The organism is Paraburkholderia silvatlantica (genome assembly GCF_003096715.1).
Classification (GTDB): Bacteria; Pseudomonadota; Gammaproteobacteria; order Burkholderiales; family Burkholderiaceae; genus Paraburkholderia; species Paraburkholderia silvatlantica.
The window spans coordinates 83,608-97,969 of the sequence record NZ_QEOL01000007.1 but is presented as its reverse complement, the minus strand read 5'-3'; the positions used below and the strand labels follow the sequence as shown (position 1 = coordinate 97,969).

Below are 14,362 nucleotides of genomic sequence, written 5' to 3'. Positions count from 1 at the left end.
ATGCCGATCGATCCGAGCATTCCGCTACAGGTGCAGCAGTCGAGCCCGTTTGCGTCGATGAATCAGGCGACGCAAGCGCTGTCGTCGCTCGCGCAGATGAAGAACATCCAGCAGCAGGGGCAGATGTTCCAGGCTGAAACGCAAAACCTGAACAATCAGGCTCAGACGACCACTCAGGAAAATAACGAGTGGCAGAGCTACGCCAACCTGCTGAAGAACGATCCGCAGCATCAGATCCACGATCCGTCGACGGGGCTGCTCGACCCCAATAAGGCGCAATCGTGGATGCAGAACAATATGCCGCTGACGGGTGCGAAATTCGGCGATGACTTGATCAATCACGTGAACACCGTCAATACGTGGCGCTCAAATGTAGCCGCGACGAGTGATGCGGATCGTGCGCGCATCGCATCGACGGTCGGTTCGTTCATCGGACCGAACGGCCTTACTGGCACGCCGCAGCAGATCGGCACAGCGCTCAACACGCTGCGCGGGCAACTCGCTTCAGACGGTGGTCAGGCGACGATGGGTATGGTGATGCAGGGGCTGCGAAACACGCAGGGCGATCCTCAAACCATGTACAACGTGCTGAGTGAGGTATCGCGCATGGCTACGCCTGCCTCGACGCAAGCTGCCGCGCGCCAAGGTGCCACCTCTTTCGTCAACAACGGCGCGCAGACGCTGCCTGTCGCGAGCACTGGCGATTTCGGGCAACAGCCCGGCAGCGTCACCGGCCCCGGAATCAACAATCAGGTCGGCCCTGAAGGGCGTCAGACCATTGGCCAGAACCCGCTTACTGGCGGCCAAACGGTGGTCAACAAAGACGAGAGCGGCAATATCACGGGCGTCACTAATGCGCCCACTCAGGGCGTCTATATGCCGCAGCCCGGCGATAAGGAAGCGCTTCCCGTCCTGCAGGCAGAGCGCGACGCCGCGCGTCAGCAGTTCTCTGGTGCGGGTCTGCAGCACACCAACAACCAGATCGTCCTCGACAATATCGACAATATCGGCGCGACGGGACCGGCGGGGCAGGCCTTCCGCAACATCGCTAGCGCCTTTGGCTTCAATGCTGGTGATGCGAAGGATTCTGCGACCGCATACGACATGGTAGGCAAAGGTCTTGAACGTTCAGCGCTTCAGGCCGCGCAATCCATGGGGCCGCAGACCAATGCCGGCCTCGATGCACAGATCAAGGCCAACGGTTCGCTGAGCTATACGCCTACGGCCATCAAGCAGATCACGCGACTGAATGACGCCATCGTGTCGGGCACGCAGTCATATCAGCCTGGTCTTGAGCGCGCGATCTCTGCCAACCCATCGGCTGGGGTTTTCGCGAAGCGCCAGTTTGACGAAGCGTGGGGTGCGAACTTCGACCCTCGCATCTACGAGATGTACAACGCGGCTAAGGCTGGCGATACCACAACTGTCAATTCGATCGTCAGCGGGCTAGGTGGCAAGGATTCGACGCAGTTCAAGTCCCTCATGAAGAAGGCCGCTAACCTGCAGCAGCTTTCGAACACGGGCGGTATCCAGTAATGGACGATCTCCTCGCTACGCTTTCTCAGGCCACGGGCGCGAAGATCCAGCAGCCCGCGCAGTCGACGGGGCCTGGCGCGTTCGATCCCACGAAGAGCTACGGCACGCCGCCGCAGATGCTCGACAATCTGACGAATCAGGAGAGCAGCGGCGGCAAAAACCTCGTGAACCCGACGACGGGAGCAATGGGACCGTACCAATTCACGCCTGGCACTCTCGCGAGCTTGCGTCAGCAAGGCGTGAAATTCGATCCGTTCGATCCGCAGCAGTCGCGCGCCGCTGCAGACTGGTATATCCAGACTCTCAAACAGCAGCACGGCGGCAGCTACGACGGTGCGCTGAAGGCCTATGGCGGCTTCGTGCATGCCGACCCGACGACGTACATCGATCACGTCAAGAACGGCGTGCCGGGCTTCCAAAGCTCTCCTGCACCTACGACGCCCGGCCAATCCTATTCTGGCCAGCAACCTTCCGGCTACTCGGGGCCGACGTCCGATCTGATGGACACGCTGCAATCGGCGGTGAGCGCGCCCGCGCAGGCGCCGAAGGCGGCCGCGCAACCTCAGGCCGCGCCGCAGCAACAGGCTCAACCGGAAACCAGCTTTCTCGGTGGCTTGGGGCATGCCGCAGCAGGTCTCGCGGACACGGTTCTGGCGGTGCCTGGGCAGGCCGTGCAGGCCGTCGATTACGCCGCGCGCCGCGCGCTCCAGCAGAGCCCGCAGCAGGCTGAGCAGGCATCGCAGGCCGACTTCGGAGGTTCGCAGCACCTGATCGGTAACGCGCTCGGGATCACGAACACCGCTGGCTATCAAGGTGAGGCGTCGCAGAAGCTAGCGCAGCTGGCGGGCAACGTCATGGGGAAGGGTGCAGAAGCCGTGTCGAGCGCGACGGGCGGCGCGGTATCGCCGCAGGATGCCGGAAGCATGATGGGATCGCTCGCCATGCTGGCGCCAGGCGCAATCAAGGCTGCTGCGCCCGTCGCGCGCGATGCCGCGCTTGCGACGGCGGCCGAGGATGCCAACGTGCGCCCGGCTCCGGCCGCCGCGCCGAGCGGCCCTGCGATGCAGCCTCGCACGGTTGTCGGCGGCGGTGCGGCCTCGACCAACCTGAATCCGTATCCGGTGCTGAGCGGCGAAGATGCCACGCGCGGCCCGTTCCCGCAGGTCAAGCTATCGCGCATGGCCGAAGATGCAACGCCCGCCGAGCAGGCGGTGCGCGCTAGCATCGTCAATCAGGTCATGCCGGATGCTGGCAGCGTGCGAACCGGCGTCATTACGGGCAACGAGAACGCGTTGCGCGATGAGTACGGCGCGGCCAAATCGCCAGTCCAGACGCCTGCAACGCAGGCGATGAAGTCTCAGATCGCGAACGAGCAGCAGGCGCTGGCGGACTATGGCCAGCAGCGCGTCGACGCAACCGGCGCATCTTCCACACTGCTGAACGACGAGCAGCGCGGCCGCGCGATCAACGATGCGATTTATGGTCATGACGACAGCCTGATGTCGTACTTCCGCGACGCTAAAAACAGCGTGTATGAGCAGGCGCGCCAGACGGAGGGCGACAACCCGATTGGCACCGCCAATATCACCCGTCTGCTTAACGATCCGCAGTTCGCCGCGCGTGTCACCGGGCGCGGCAACCAGAACGTCGTGCGCGCAGCGAATCAATTCTTGGATCTGGCGCGCGATGGCGGCCTCGAAGACCCGGTCAGCGGCCAGATGTACCAGCCGAATAGCGTCGCGGCGCTGGACACTATCCGCAAGGCGCTCAACGGCATGTGGAACGAGAGCAACCAGCAGACCGTCGCGGAGCTGAATGCCGCGCTCGATCGCGATATGGCGTCTGGCGAAGGCAACGATCTCTATAAGCGTGGCGACCAGATCCATCAGGCGGAAAAGACGATTCTAGGCACCGCTGGCATCGGCACGATCCTCGGCGACTACGACGCCAACGGCGTGAAGATCGGCACGGCGCTGGAGAACATTCCAGACAAGCTGAACAGCATGCCGACGGACCGCTGGCAGCATCTGCGCAATGTTCTCGACGATCTTTCGCGCGGGCAGATTCACGGCGCGCCCGACGGCATGCCGCCCGTTCCCGATGAGGTCATGCAGGCGGCTGGGCAGGCCCGCAATGAGATGGACGGCGCGGCGGCGCGCGCAGTGCTCGAAGCGGGCACAACGAAGGCGGGCGTATGGAACCAGAACGCCGTCAACAAGGTGCTCAACTCGACGGTGGGGCAGAAGATCATCAGCAACTTCTCGCCCGAGGAAGTGCAGGCCTTCCATACGCTGAATTACGCCGGCCAGATCATGCCCGGTGTCCACCCTTATGAAGGCGCGGGAAATCAGCTCTCGCGCCTTACCAAGCCCGGCTTCGTCGAGCGGTTCGCGCCCAACGCGGGCGCGTCGACGGGCGCGGCCATCGGCTCACATATTCCCATCCCGGGCGCGGGGTGGTTCGGTGCCGCAGCGGGCGAGCGCGTCGGCAGCAAGATTTCCGACCTCGCTCAAGGGAAACGATCCGAAGCGCAATACCGCGCGATCACCGAAGAGATGCGCCGCAACTCGCAGCTCGGTAACCGATAGATAACTCGTTCTGAAGACATCGAACCCGCCCTTGTGGCGGGTTTTTTTATTTGAGGGTCAAAGATGAGCGTTCAGCTTGCACCTTTGCCGATGCAGCGCTTCTTCGACAACAACAATAACCCGCTCGTATCGGGCCAGCTTTGGACTTATGCCGCCGGCACGTCGACGCCTCAGGCGACCTATACCGACTCTACAGGCGGCACGTCGAATCCCAACCCCGTACCGCTGAACGCACGCGGCGAGGCCTCGGTATGGCTGACCTATGGGCAGGCCTATAAGTTCGTGTTGCAGGACTCGCGCGGCAACACGATCTGGACGCAGGACAACATCGGCAATGGCGTCACGTCTCTCCTGAGCGTCGTCGTGCCGAATATCGCGACGCTGCGCACGCTGCCGAAGTCCGGCGCGCAAACCGCGATCGTGCAGGGTTATTACGCCGCAGGCGATAGCGGCGGCGGCATCTACTGGCTCAACACGAACGACACGTCGAGCGCAGACAACGGCGTGACGATCATCGTGGCCGCCGACGGCGGTCGCTGGTATCTGAAATGGTCCGGCATCCTCTCTGTCGCTCAGGCAGGCGCAAAGGCCGACGGCACCACCGACAACACGACGTTCTTCCAGAACGTGATCAACGTGCTGCAGGCGGCTGGCGGCGGCGAATTGTTTGTGCCAGCGAGCTCGTCGGGCTACATGATCGGCGGCACGCTCAGCATTACCGCTGGCGGCATTTCGATCGTGGGCGTGAATCGCCAGGGCAGTCTGATCACGTTCAACAACGGCTCGGCTGACTGCATTACGTTCGAAGGTGCGAGCTTCGCCTCGCAGATTTATGGCTTCGAACTGCGCAACCTGCGACTCCAGTTCGGCACGAAGACTGGCGGCCGCACGGTCTATTGCTCGAACAGCAATCAGATCGTGCTGCAGAACCTCGAAATCAACGGTTGCTGGACGGGCATCGAGCTTTACCAAAACAACACCGTCAAGATCGCTGACGTGGTGATGCAGGGCGTCACGAGCAGCACCGGCTACGGCATCTATTGGCATGCCGCGGGCGATGGCTCGGGACGCTCCGATTGGCTGATTCTGGATAACTGGGCCGTCAACTGCATGTACTCGGGCGCGAACGGCCTGGTCATCGACGGCCTGGTCGCGACGCTGATCGCCACGCGCTGCAACATCCTCCAGTGCACGGTCAGCATCCTCGTCTACAACAGCGCCGAGTCGGCGAACAACTTCCCGAATTACCTGCAGTTCACGGACGTGCAGACCGAGGGAGCGAAGCTTAATACCGTCCAGATCAACGGCGGCGCGAACTTCAAGTTTGTGGACTGCGCGCTGATCCAGGCATCCGGCCAGACGGGCCAAGGTTCGTCAGATGGATATGTGGTCGCGATCTATCCGGACCTGTCCTATTCGTACACCCGCAACATCACCTTCATGGGCTGCTCGATCGGCCAGGGAAAGGGAAGCGCGGTCTTTAGCAACGCGCGCAATACGCGCTATATCGGTTGCGATTTCCAGGCAGGTACGACGATGACCGCCAATTCGCAGCCCGCGCTGCATCTCGGTGGCAATTCCGATAACACGCTGGTGCTCGCGAGCACGAACAACATCTACGGCACGCCGAACAACTGGCAATACGGGCTGCAACTCGACTCTGGCGCCACCGGCACGATCGAACTCGGTAACGACTGGCGCGGCTCGCAGACGAAGGAAGTGCAGTGGAACAGCACAGACTCGCAGAGCTACGCGGGCGCGGATCTGACCTCCACTTCGCTGCCGATCAGTTCGGCCACGCAGACGAACCCGCAGGGCTTCACCGGCACCCCTGGCGCGACGCTTACCCCCGCCCAGGTGCTCGGTGGCATCGCCTATATCGGTGGCACGCCGGGAAGCTTCACGAACACGACGCCGGCCGCCGCCGCGCTCGTTGCCGCGATGGCAAGCCCGAGCCTGAACAAGACGGTCGATCTCCTGATCATCAACTCGACGAATGGCTCGATGACGCTCTCGCCGGGCAGCGGCGTGACGATGGCGGGCCTTACCAGCAGCGGCAGCTTCGTGATTCCGTCGGGCACTCAGAAGCTGCTGAAGATCATCTTCACGAACACGGCAGCAGGTTCGGAAGCCGTCTCAATCTATGGGTAAGCCCATGCAAAAAGAACTCCAACAAATGACCAACTGGCTCGCAACGGGGTGGGGCGCGATCTGGAGCGGGTGGCTGTCTCTCGGGGACCATCCGCTCTCGTGGTGGGTATCGGTGCTCACGCTAATTACGTTACTGGGGACCATCAAAAACCAGTGGTTTCCGCGCAAGGGGAAGGCCGAATGAAAATCAAACTCGTCGAGGACTGGAAGCAAGCATGGAAGTGGTCGGAAATGCGCCTACTGGCCGCGGGCGCTTTCGTGCTCGCCGCCGCGCCGCACCTGGTCGGCATCCTCTCGGACAACTGGCCGAGCATCGCGCCGTGGGTGATGACGTTCTTCCCGAAGGCACCGGCCACGATCGTGCCGGTAGTGGGCATGATCATCACGATGATCGCGCGCGTGCTGGAGATCAGCGCGCATGGAGGCCACGATGGGGCTCAGTGACCTCTTTGCAGCGCTGCTCGCGCTGTTCCGCCGCGTACCCGCGCCGACGGTTTCGCCCAGTAGCGCGCCGAGCGCCGCGCCAAAGCCTGCAACCGCCGCGCCGCCGCCCGTCGTCGCCCCTGTGGTTCCGGTTCCTGTAGCGCCGTCGGTGCCAGTGGCCAAACCGGAAGTCGCGCCGGTGAGCGCCGCGCCCGCACTGGTGACGGACTTCAGCACGCCCGCGGCTTTCATCGCTGCGATCTCGACGGCCGCGCAGGTGTGTGCGCGCCGTACTGGCGTTCCCGCTAGCGTGACCGTCGCTCAGGCCGCGCTGGAATCAAGTTGGGGGCGCCGCGCGCCGGGCATGAACCTGTTCGGCATCAAGGCCGATTCGTCATGGCAGGGCGCGGTGACGGCGCAGGTGACGCACGAGGTGGTCGAGGGCAAGACGATCGAGATCACCGCACGCTTTCGCGCGTACCGCGATTGGCAGGGCAGTATCGACGATCACGCCACGTTCCTGACCAGCAATCCCAGATATAAGCCGGCGTTCGCGTTCAAGGACGGCCCCGGCTTCGCGCGCGCAATAGCGAAGGCTGGCTACGCCACCGATCCGCTCTACGCCGACAAGCTGATTGCCATCATGAGCACGCGAGGGCTGGGCGCGCTCGATCACCCGGAACCGCAAGCATGACCATCATCGCCACGTTTCTGGCCGCCCACCTTGCGGCCATCATCCCCTGGCTCATCGGTGCAGGCGGCGTGCTGTTCGGCGTATTGCGGCACCAGCAAGCCAAGACGGCCACGGCCAAGGCTGCTGCGACCGTTGCGCAGGCGCAGGCCAGCGTCGCGCAAGGTGATGCAGCTGCCGCGCTGGCGGGCCAGCAGGACGCGGCTAACAAGGCTGCTGCAGACCAACAGGCGGCCGCTATTCCCGACGCCAACCTCGACGCCCAGCTGAATCAACTGGGCGCGCTCCGCAAGGATTGATCATGCGCATCCTGATTCTGCTCATCGTCGCCATGCTCGCTGGTTGCGCGCACGATTGCCCGGCGCCCCCCGCGCCGCGTATCGTCGACACCTCCTGTTCGTGGCTTTCGCCGATGTCCGCGTCGAGCGCTGACACCCCGGAAACGAAGCGCGAGGTCATCGCGTACGAGATCGCGCGCCAGAAAAATTGCCCGCAGGTGGCGAAATGACGAAGGTCGGCCGCTACTTCCTGAATTTCGCGCTGCTGTTCGACCAGGCTGTGAATACGGTTTTCGGTGGCTCGCCGAACGAGACCATCAGCGAGCGCTCGGCAAAGGCGCGTGACGCCGGGCGGCAGTGGGGATGCGTTCTTTGCCGCCTCCTGGACTGGATCAATCCCGGGCACTGTGACAACGCGTTGACGTCGACCATCGGCGACGATGCCGTTATTCCCGACGGGAAATAAAAGGCTGCGTCCAGCCCGTTGGTCCTACATCGGTGCTACAGGACTTTATAGCATTCCCGCCTAAGCCTCATCCCACGGCCTTTTCAGCTTCGCAGTTGCTCCCATCCATCATCGGCGCGACAGAAACGCGGCGGGGGCTGGCTTGACGGTTGGCGGACATGGCGATGGGAAACCGGGGAGTGACGGCTGGCGTGGATCAACCTTGCATTTTAACGCATACGGGCCTGGCTCTTCGTACCCTTTGCGCACTGCGCCAATTCGCAGAATTCCCCAGCAGAAAGCACGCCAAAGGGCCATTTTGGGCCGAAAAACCCCACGCGCGTTATGTAATCCATGTGGATTTTGTTGCGTCGCGCAAATTTTTTTGAGGGTGCTTTTAGGGTCTGTTCGTCGCTCAGCCCCGTCAGAATTGCCTGAGCGGATTGTTGTTGAACGGAGAATAGTAAATTCGGATTATCGCGATTATTTTCCGATAGTAGGTGTATACACTGAGTTTCGTTGACGCAGCTCGTGGGCACTGACCTCCCAGGCGCGGCGCCTTCCCGATCCGCAATTGAACCTGATATTGGAGTCCACCATGAAGACCAAACTCATTGCAGCGCTGCTGGTTGCAGCCACCGCTTCTGTTGCCGCTCCGGCGTTCGCCAGCGGCTACGGCCCGGCACCGTTCTATCGCCCGGACATCGGCGCGCCGGCTTCGCAGCGTGGCCAGAGCGTTCAGACCGTGGCCGCCGAACGCGTCCAGGAACAAGGCGCGCAAACGGCTTACGGCGGTGTCGCCGGCACGGCTTCGCAGTCGGGCAGCCACGCGAAGGCCGCGGGCCCGCAATCGGTTTTCTTCGGCCAGTAAGTCGCGCCGAAGTTCCCGATTCGTTGCCGGAGCCGCCCGCCGGTCGGGCGGCATAAAAGCCGGACGTCATTGCGACGTCCGGCTTTTGCTTTTGTGCGTCCGTTCCGGTTTGTTGCCGGGGCGGTGCTCAGGAAGCGGCACGCAGGCGACTGTCGATGGCCTCGCGAATGCGGTCGAAGGCCGCGTCGAAGGCATTGTCCTGGGTCGGAAAGCGGCCGGCGGCGATGCCGTCGACCGGCACGTTGGCGTTTTCGGCATCCGTGAGGCTCTGGATGATTTGCGTCGAGACGAAAAAGCCGGCTTCGTGGCTGCCGTCCACGCCGGCTGTCATGTCGAAACCCATATATTCGTAGCTGCGTCGGTTTTCCATGCCGCTGTCTCCTCGTAGGCGCATGCGCGGATTCTGGCACGTCCGCCGCCGGGCGGCGCCGCGGCCGGCCGTGGCCGATACGCGGCCGCTTGCGGAGCAATACGGCCGTATTCTGCAACTCCTGAAAAAATTCTCGCGCCGTGGTAGTTTCGGCGCTCCCCTAACCGAACTGATGGACAACGTTTCCATGGAATACCGCACACTCGGCGATACCGACGTCAAGGTGAGCCTGATCGGGCTCGGCACGATGACGTGGGGCGAGCAGAACACGGAGCGCGAGGCGCACGAGCAGATCGACTACGCGCTCGACCAGGGCGTCACGCTCGTCGATGCCGCTGAAATGTACCCCGTGCCGCCGCGCCCGCAGACGCAGGGGCAGACCGAGCGCTTCATCGGGACGTGGCTCGCGCAGCATCGCGCGGCGCGCGAGCGCATCGTGCTCGCCACCAAAATCGCGGGCCCGGCGCGTCAGCCGCACAACCCGCAGCACATTCGCGGGCCGCAGAACCAGTTCGACCGCAAGAATCTGACCGAAGCGCTCGACGGCAGCCTGAAGCGCCTGCAGACCGATTACGTCGACCTGTATCAGCTGCACTGGCCCGACCGCAGCACGATGACCTTCGGCCGCAACATGTATCCGTATCTCGACGATGCGTACACGGTGCCGATCGAGGAAACACTGAGCGTGCTCGCCGACTTCGTGAAGGCCGGGAAGATTCGCCATATCGGCGTGTCGAACGAAACGCCGTGGGGTGTCGCGCAGTTCCTGCGCGCCGCAGAAAAGCTCGGGCTGCCGCGCATCGTCAGCATCCAGAATCCGTACAGCCTGCTCAACCGCACCTTCGAAAGCGGCCTGTCCGAATTCGCGCACCGCGAAGGCGTGGGCCTGCTTGCGTATTCGCCGCTCGCGTTCGGCTGGCTTTCGGGCAAGTACGAGGGCGGGGCGCGTCCGGAAGGCGCGCGCATCACCCGGTTCGAGCGCTTCAAGCGCTACAGCAAGCCGGAATCGGTGGCCGCGACGACGCGTTATGTGGAACTCGCCCGCGCACATGGCTACACGCCCGCGCAGTTCGCGCTCGCGTTCGTCAACAGCCGGCCGTTCCTCACCAGCAATCTGATCGGCGCGACCTCGCTCGAGCAGTTGAAGGAAAATATCGCCAGCGCCGACGTCAAGCTTACCCCCGAACTACTCACGCAGATCGACGCGCTGCACGAGCAGCAGCCTAATCCGGCCCCTTAAAGGGAGCGCGAGGGAACCGCGCTGCCCCTTGCCGGGCCGCGCGGCGCCGCGCGAGTCGCCAACGCAGCAAAGTCGTTGGCGATTCGCAAGGCATACACTACGATCCAGCATGCGCCGCCCGGGGCGCCATCACGCCTCGCGTGACGGCGTCCGGGCGGCCGTCCATACGCTCAATCCCGGAGAATTTTTACAATGACGAGCGCACGTCCAGCGCAATCGCCCCCGTCTTACGGCTGGCCCATTTTTATTTTGCTGGCGGTGGCCGGTCTCTTCTACGTGAAGTGGTTCCCGTACTATCACCGCGCATTCACCGCCGAGCAAACGCATTCGATCGGCAAATCGATCCTGATGGGCGGCTCGGCTACGGCTCCCGATCCCTCGTTCTCCGCCGCGCTCGATTACGCCTATGCCTACGGCAAGGCGATCTGGCAGGCCATGGTGCTCGGCCTGCTGCTCGGCTCCGGCGTGCAGGCGCTGCTGCCCGTGCAATGGGTCGCGCGCGTGCTCGGCCGGCGCGGCTTCGGCAGCGTGGCCGCCGGCGGCCTGCTCGCGGTGCCCGGCATGATGTGCACCTGCTGCGCTGCGCCCGTGGTCGTGGGCCTGCGCGCGCGCAATGCATCGGCGGGCGGCGCGATTGCGTTCTGGCTCGGCAACTCGGTGCTCAATCCCGCCACGCTCGTGTTCATGGGGTTCGTGCTCGGCTGGCAGTGGAGCGCGCTGCGTCTCACACTGGGCCTGCTGATGGTGTTCGGCCTCGGCTGGGTCTGCAACCGGCTCGTGACGCCCGAGGAATCGCGTGCCGCCGACGACCGCCTCGCGCAACTCGCCCAGCAGCAGGCCGAGGGCGGCAACGTCTTCGTGCGCTGGGCGCGTATCTTTGTGCGCATGGCCGTGCGGCTGGTGCCGGAATACATCGTGCTGGTGCTGTTGCTCGGCGCCGCGCGCGCGTGGCTCTTCCCGCACATCGGCCCGGAACTCACGAGCAGCCTGGGCTGGATCGTCACGTTCGCCGTGGTCGGCACGCTGTTCGTGATCCCCACGGCGGGCGAAGTCCCCATCATCCAGGCGATGCTCGCGCTCGGCATGGGCGTGGGTCCCGCGGGCGCGCTGCTGATGACGCTGCCGCCCGTGAGCGTGCCGTCGTTCGCGATGCTGGCGGGCTCGTTCCGGCCGCGCATGCTCGCCGTCGTGGGCACGACCGTGGTGTTCTTCGGCATCGCCGCCGGGCTCGCGGCGGTGGCGCTTGGCTTCTAGGGACGCCGGCACGGGCAGGCGCCATGCGTTCAGCGTTGGCATTCTTGTAAAACGCGGGCGGTTCGCCGTCCGCCACGGAGCGGGCCGCGGCCCGAAACCAGCATGGCAAAGCAAAAAACCAATCCGAAACTCGAGCAGGCGCTCACGCGCGGCGATCTCGCCATCCGCCAGGCCAATTCGGCCCGCGCCACGGCGGTGCTGCGCGCGCTCGGCAAGATGATCGTCGAGGCCTCGGCCACCATCGGCGTCGAGGCGGATACCTCGATTCCCGACGGCGATCGCATCTACGATCCGGCCGACGGTCTGTGGCCGCAGGCGCTGCTGGTATCGCTCGATGGCCCGGTGGAGGAGTCGGATCCCGAAGAGATCCGCACGGTGCGCTTGCTCGCCCAGACCCAATCGACGATGTTCCGCGTGGAATGGCATCGCGCCGACGGCAAGGTCGGCCGCCAGGAAGGCGGCCCGTTCGCGACGGTCGCGTTTATTTCGGACGTCGATATTCCCTGGGGAGACGACGAGGACTGAACGCCGCGCGGCGCGGTTTCAGCGCATCATGCGCCGGCGAAACAGCACGGATGCGATCGCGAACGGCACCACCACGTAGATCGCGAGCACGAGCAGGTGAAGGCCGGCGTCTTCGACCGGCCGGTCGAGCATGGCGGGGCGGATCAACGCAACGGCATGCGCGAGCGGCAGCATCAGCGTGATGTGCTGCGCGGCGGCGGGCAGTTGCGCGATCGGAAAGAACACGCCGGAGAGCAGCAGCATCGGCGTGAGCACGAGCGTCTGATAAAACATGAAGAAGTCGTAGGATGGCGCGAGCGCGGTGACGATCATCGCGCAGCTCGCGAACGCGAGGCCCGCGAGCGCGATCACGGGCAGCGCGAGCAGCATGGAAGGAAAGCTCGCGTAGCCGAGCAGGCCCGCCACCACCATGATCGCCACGCCCGAGAGCATCGACTTGCTGGCGGCCCACATCACTTCGCCGAGCACGACGTCGCCGAGCGTGAGCGGCGTGTGCATGATCGCTTCCCACGTACGCTGCACGTGCATGCGCGAGAAGCCCGAGTACATCGACTCGAAGCTCGCCGACATCATCACCGAAGACGACACCGTGCCCGCCGCGAGAAACGCGATGTACGAGACGCCGTCGACGTGTCCGACCATCAGCCCGAGCCCGAAGCCCAAACCGAACAGATAGATCATCGGATCGGCGAGATTGCCGAACATCGATGCGAGGGCGAGCTTGCGCCAGACCAGATAATTGCGCCGCCACACGGCCACCCAGTGCGTGGCGTTCGAGGGCAGCGCGGCGCGCGGCTCGCGCGTGCCCGCATGCACGGGGCGCGAGGGCGCCGGGTTGTTGGTGCGTGTCTGCATGGTGTCCTTGGCGATTCGTACGCCGCCGTTAGTCTTGCATCTCGCGGCCCGTGAGCCGCAGGAACACGTCTTCGAGATTCGCGGGCCGGTGCAGATAGCGCAAATCGGAACGATGGCGCAGCTTCGCATGCACGGGCGCGGGGTCGTCGACATAGCAGAACAGCGTTTCGCCGCTGATCTCCGTGCGCTTGGCGTCGGCCGCGAGTTCGTCGCGCAAGGCGACCGGGTCCGGCCCGTATACCTCGATCACATCGCAGCCGATTTCCGATTCGATCAGCGCCTTGGGTGCGCCCTCGGCGATCTTGCGGCCTTCCTCGATCACGCAGACGCGATTGCAGAGCCGTTCGGCCTCCTCCATGAAATGCGTGGTGAGGAGAATCGTCTTGCCGCGCGCGAGCAGCGAGCGCAGCCTCTCCCAGATCAAATGCCTCGCCTGCGGATCGAGGCCCGTGGTGGGCTCGTCCATCACGAGCACGTCGGGGTCGTTCACGAGCGCGCGCGCGAGCGTGAGACGACGGCGCATGCCGCCGGAGAGTTCGCCCACGCGCGCGTCGGCCTTGCTTTCGAGGCGCGCGAATTCGAGCAGCGGCGCGACGAGATCGCGCGTTTCGCGCGCGGACAAGCCGAAGTAGCGGCCGAACACGAGCAGGTTCTCGCGCACGGTGAAGTCGGGGTCGAGATTGTCGAACTGCGGCACCACCCCCACGCGCTGGCGGGCGTGGCGCGCGCGCGCCGGCACGGGCTCGCCGCACAGGCTGATGCGCCCGGCATCGGGCGAAACGATGCCGAGCAACATGCGCAGCGTCGTGGTTTTTCCCGCGCCGTTCGGACCGAGCAGTCCGAAGCATTCGCCGGGAACGACGTCGAACGACAGGCCGTTGACGACTGCCCTGTCTCCGTAACGTTTGATGACCTGCTCGAATTCGATGGCGGGTGCGGACATGGACCGATTGAACGTGAGTCGAACGGGGTCGCGCGGGTCGAACGCAAAGGGATCGAAAAATCGCACGAATCAAGGCGGCCCATTTTAGTGCATTGCCGCGTGGCGGGTCGGGCCTCGCTGCGTGGCGGGTTGACGATGCGGGGCAAATGCATGTCGCGGCAAGCATGCAGACGTGCACAAGATGCGTGCGCC

General features: G+C 64.2%; 16 protein-coding genes. 13 read left to right on the top strand and 3 right to left on the bottom strand.

All coding sequences use genetic code 11. From position 1 onward, the window contains the following. The 10 genes from C7411_RS11855 (at position 1) to C7411_RS11810 (ending at position 8,983) form a co-directional block, all read left to right on the top strand. Positions 1-1,536 (top strand): hypothetical protein, encoded by a 1,536-nt coding sequence (locus tag C7411_RS11855; RefSeq protein WP_110384494.1) that lies wholly within the window; start codon positions 1-3, stop codon positions 1,534-1,536. Then, positions 1,536-4,124 (top strand): lytic transglycosylase domain-containing protein, encoded by a 2,589-nt coding sequence (locus C7411_RS11850; RefSeq protein WP_110384493.1) that lies wholly within the window; start codon positions 1,536-1,538, stop codon positions 4,122-4,124. Before C7411_RS11855 ends, C7411_RS11850 begins: the two co-directional genes overlap by 1 nt. Before the next feature lie 63 nt (positions 4,125-4,187). Further along, positions 4,188-6,275, top strand: coding sequence for a hypothetical protein (locus C7411_RS11845; protein ID WP_110384492.1), 2,088 nt, complete (start codon positions 4,188-4,190; stop codon positions 6,273-6,275). 4 nt (positions 6,276-6,279) lie between these two features. Beyond that, positions 6,280-6,459 carry a hypothetical protein gene (locus tag C7411_RS11840; protein WP_133253640.1) on the top strand — a complete coding sequence of 60 codons (180 nt, stop codon included), beginning with the start codon at positions 6,280-6,282 and terminating at the stop codon, positions 6,457-6,459. Next, a complete protein-coding gene (locus C7411_RS11835) occupies positions 6,456-6,719 on the top strand; it encodes a DUF7940 domain-containing protein (protein ID WP_110384490.1) in 264 nt (87 codons plus the stop codon). Before C7411_RS11840 ends, C7411_RS11835 begins: the two co-directional genes overlap by 4 nt. Next, positions 6,706-7,392 carry a glycoside hydrolase family 73 protein gene (locus C7411_RS11830; protein ID WP_181431332.1) on the top strand — a complete coding sequence of 229 codons (687 nt, stop codon included), beginning with the start codon at positions 6,706-6,708 and terminating at the stop codon, positions 7,390-7,392. The genes C7411_RS11835 and C7411_RS11830 overlap by 14 nt, the downstream gene beginning before the upstream one ends. After that, positions 7,389-7,688, top strand: coding sequence for a hypothetical protein (locus tag C7411_RS11825; RefSeq protein ID WP_110384489.1), 300 nt, complete (start codon positions 7,389-7,391; stop codon positions 7,686-7,688). The genes C7411_RS11830 and C7411_RS11825 overlap by 4 nt, the downstream gene beginning before the upstream one ends. A gap of 2 nt (positions 7,689-7,690) precedes the next feature. Next, complete coding sequence (locus C7411_RS11820; RefSeq protein WP_110384488.1) at positions 7,691-7,897, top strand: hypothetical protein; 207 nt, start codon at positions 7,691-7,693, stop codon at positions 7,895-7,897. Beyond that, positions 7,894-8,133: a hypothetical protein gene (locus C7411_RS11815; protein WP_110384487.1), complete on the top strand. Its 240-nt coding sequence runs from the start codon at positions 7,894-7,896 to the stop codon at positions 8,131-8,133. Before C7411_RS11820 ends, C7411_RS11815 begins: the two co-directional genes overlap by 4 nt. A gap of 577 nt (positions 8,134-8,710) precedes the next feature. Further along, a complete protein-coding gene (locus C7411_RS11810) occupies positions 8,711-8,983 on the top strand; it encodes a hypothetical protein (protein ID WP_110384486.1) in 273 nt (90 codons plus the stop codon). A 127-nt stretch (positions 8,984-9,110) separates the two neighbouring features. Here C7411_RS11810 and C7411_RS11805 read toward each other — a convergent pair whose 3' ends face one another. Continuing rightward, a complete protein-coding gene (locus tag C7411_RS11805; protein ID WP_110384485.1) occupies positions 9,111-9,353 on the bottom strand; it encodes a hypothetical protein in 243 nt (80 codons plus the stop codon). A 187-nt stretch (positions 9,354-9,540) separates the two neighbouring features. Here C7411_RS11805 and C7411_RS11800 point away from each other — a divergent pair, with 187 nt between their 5' ends. From C7411_RS11800 to C7411_RS11790, 3 genes are all read left to right on the top strand, one after another. Continuing rightward, a complete protein-coding gene (locus tag C7411_RS11800; RefSeq protein WP_110384644.1) occupies positions 9,541-10,593 on the top strand; it encodes an NADP(H)-dependent aldo-keto reductase in 1,053 nt (350 codons plus the stop codon). Between the two features lie 192 nt (positions 10,594-10,785). Continuing rightward, positions 10,786-11,847, top strand: coding sequence for a permease (locus C7411_RS11795; protein ID WP_110384484.1), 1,062 nt, complete (start codon positions 10,786-10,788; stop codon positions 11,845-11,847). 102 nt (positions 11,848-11,949) lie between these two features. Continuing rightward, on the top strand, positions 11,950-12,372 hold the full coding sequence (locus tag C7411_RS11790; protein WP_110384483.1) for a hypothetical protein: 423 nt from the start codon (positions 11,950-11,952) through the stop codon (positions 12,370-12,372). Positions 12,373-12,390: 18 nt separating this feature from the next. Here the strand turns inward: C7411_RS11790 and C7411_RS11785 are convergent, their stop codons facing one another. Continuing rightward, on the bottom strand, positions 12,391-13,227 hold the full coding sequence (locus C7411_RS11785; protein WP_110384482.1) for an ABC transporter permease: 837 nt from the start codon (positions 13,225-13,227) through the stop codon (positions 12,391-12,393). A 28-nt stretch (positions 13,228-13,255) separates the two neighbouring features. After that, on the bottom strand, positions 13,256-14,170 hold the full coding sequence (gene nodI, locus C7411_RS11780) for a nodulation factor ABC transporter ATP-binding protein NodI (RefSeq protein WP_110384643.1): 915 nt from the start codon (positions 14,168-14,170) through the stop codon (positions 13,256-13,258). Between the last annotated feature and the right edge of the window lie 192 nt (positions 14,171-14,362).

What these genes read in the sequence shown, in the direction of transcription:
- C7411_RS11855 (WP_110384494.1), top strand. Translation starts at nt 1, where the DNA reads ATGCCGATCGATCCGAGCATTCCGCTACAGGTGCAGCAGTCGAGCCCG.
- C7411_RS11850 (WP_110384493.1), top strand. Translation starts at nt 1,536, where the DNA reads ATGGACGATCTCCTCGCTACGCTTTCTCAGGCCACGGGCGCGAAGATC.
- C7411_RS11845 (WP_110384492.1), top strand. Translation starts at nt 4,188, where the DNA reads ATGAGCGTTCAGCTTGCACCTTTGCCGATGCAGCGCTTCTTCGACAAC.
- C7411_RS11840 (WP_133253640.1), top strand. Translation starts at nt 6,280, where the DNA reads ATGCAAAAAGAACTCCAACAAATGACCAACTGGCTCGCAACGGGGTGG.
- C7411_RS11835 (WP_110384490.1), top strand. Translation starts at nt 6,456, where the DNA reads ATGAAAATCAAACTCGTCGAGGACTGGAAGCAAGCATGGAAGTGGTCG.
- C7411_RS11830 (WP_181431332.1), top strand. Translation starts at nt 6,706, where the DNA reads ATGGGGCTCAGTGACCTCTTTGCAGCGCTGCTCGCGCTGTTCCGCCGC.
- C7411_RS11825 (WP_110384489.1), top strand. Translation starts at nt 7,389, where the DNA reads ATGACCATCATCGCCACGTTTCTGGCCGCCCACCTTGCGGCCATCATC.
- C7411_RS11820 (WP_110384488.1), top strand. Translation starts at nt 7,691, where the DNA reads ATGCGCATCCTGATTCTGCTCATCGTCGCCATGCTCGCTGGTTGCGCG.
- C7411_RS11815 (WP_110384487.1), top strand. Translation starts at nt 7,894, where the DNA reads ATGACGAAGGTCGGCCGCTACTTCCTGAATTTCGCGCTGCTGTTCGAC.
- C7411_RS11810 (WP_110384486.1), top strand. Translation starts at nt 8,711, where the DNA reads ATGAAGACCAAACTCATTGCAGCGCTGCTGGTTGCAGCCACCGCTTCT.
- C7411_RS11805 (WP_110384485.1), bottom strand. Translation starts at nt 9,353, where the DNA reads ATGGAAAACCGACGCAGCTACGAATATATGGGTTTCGACATGACAGCC.
- C7411_RS11800 (WP_110384644.1), top strand. Translation starts at nt 9,541, where the DNA reads ATGGAATACCGCACACTCGGCGATACCGACGTCAAGGTGAGCCTGATC.
- C7411_RS11795 (WP_110384484.1), top strand. Translation starts at nt 10,786, where the DNA reads ATGACGAGCGCACGTCCAGCGCAATCGCCCCCGTCTTACGGCTGGCCC.
- C7411_RS11790 (WP_110384483.1), top strand. Translation starts at nt 11,950, where the DNA reads ATGGCAAAGCAAAAAACCAATCCGAAACTCGAGCAGGCGCTCACGCGC.
- C7411_RS11785 (WP_110384482.1), bottom strand. Translation starts at nt 13,227, where the DNA reads ATGCAGACACGCACCAACAACCCGGCGCCCTCGCGCCCCGTGCATGCG.
- nodI (WP_110384643.1), bottom strand. Translation starts at nt 14,170, where the DNA reads ATGTCCGCACCCGCCATCGAATTCGAGCAGGTCATCAAACGTTACGGA.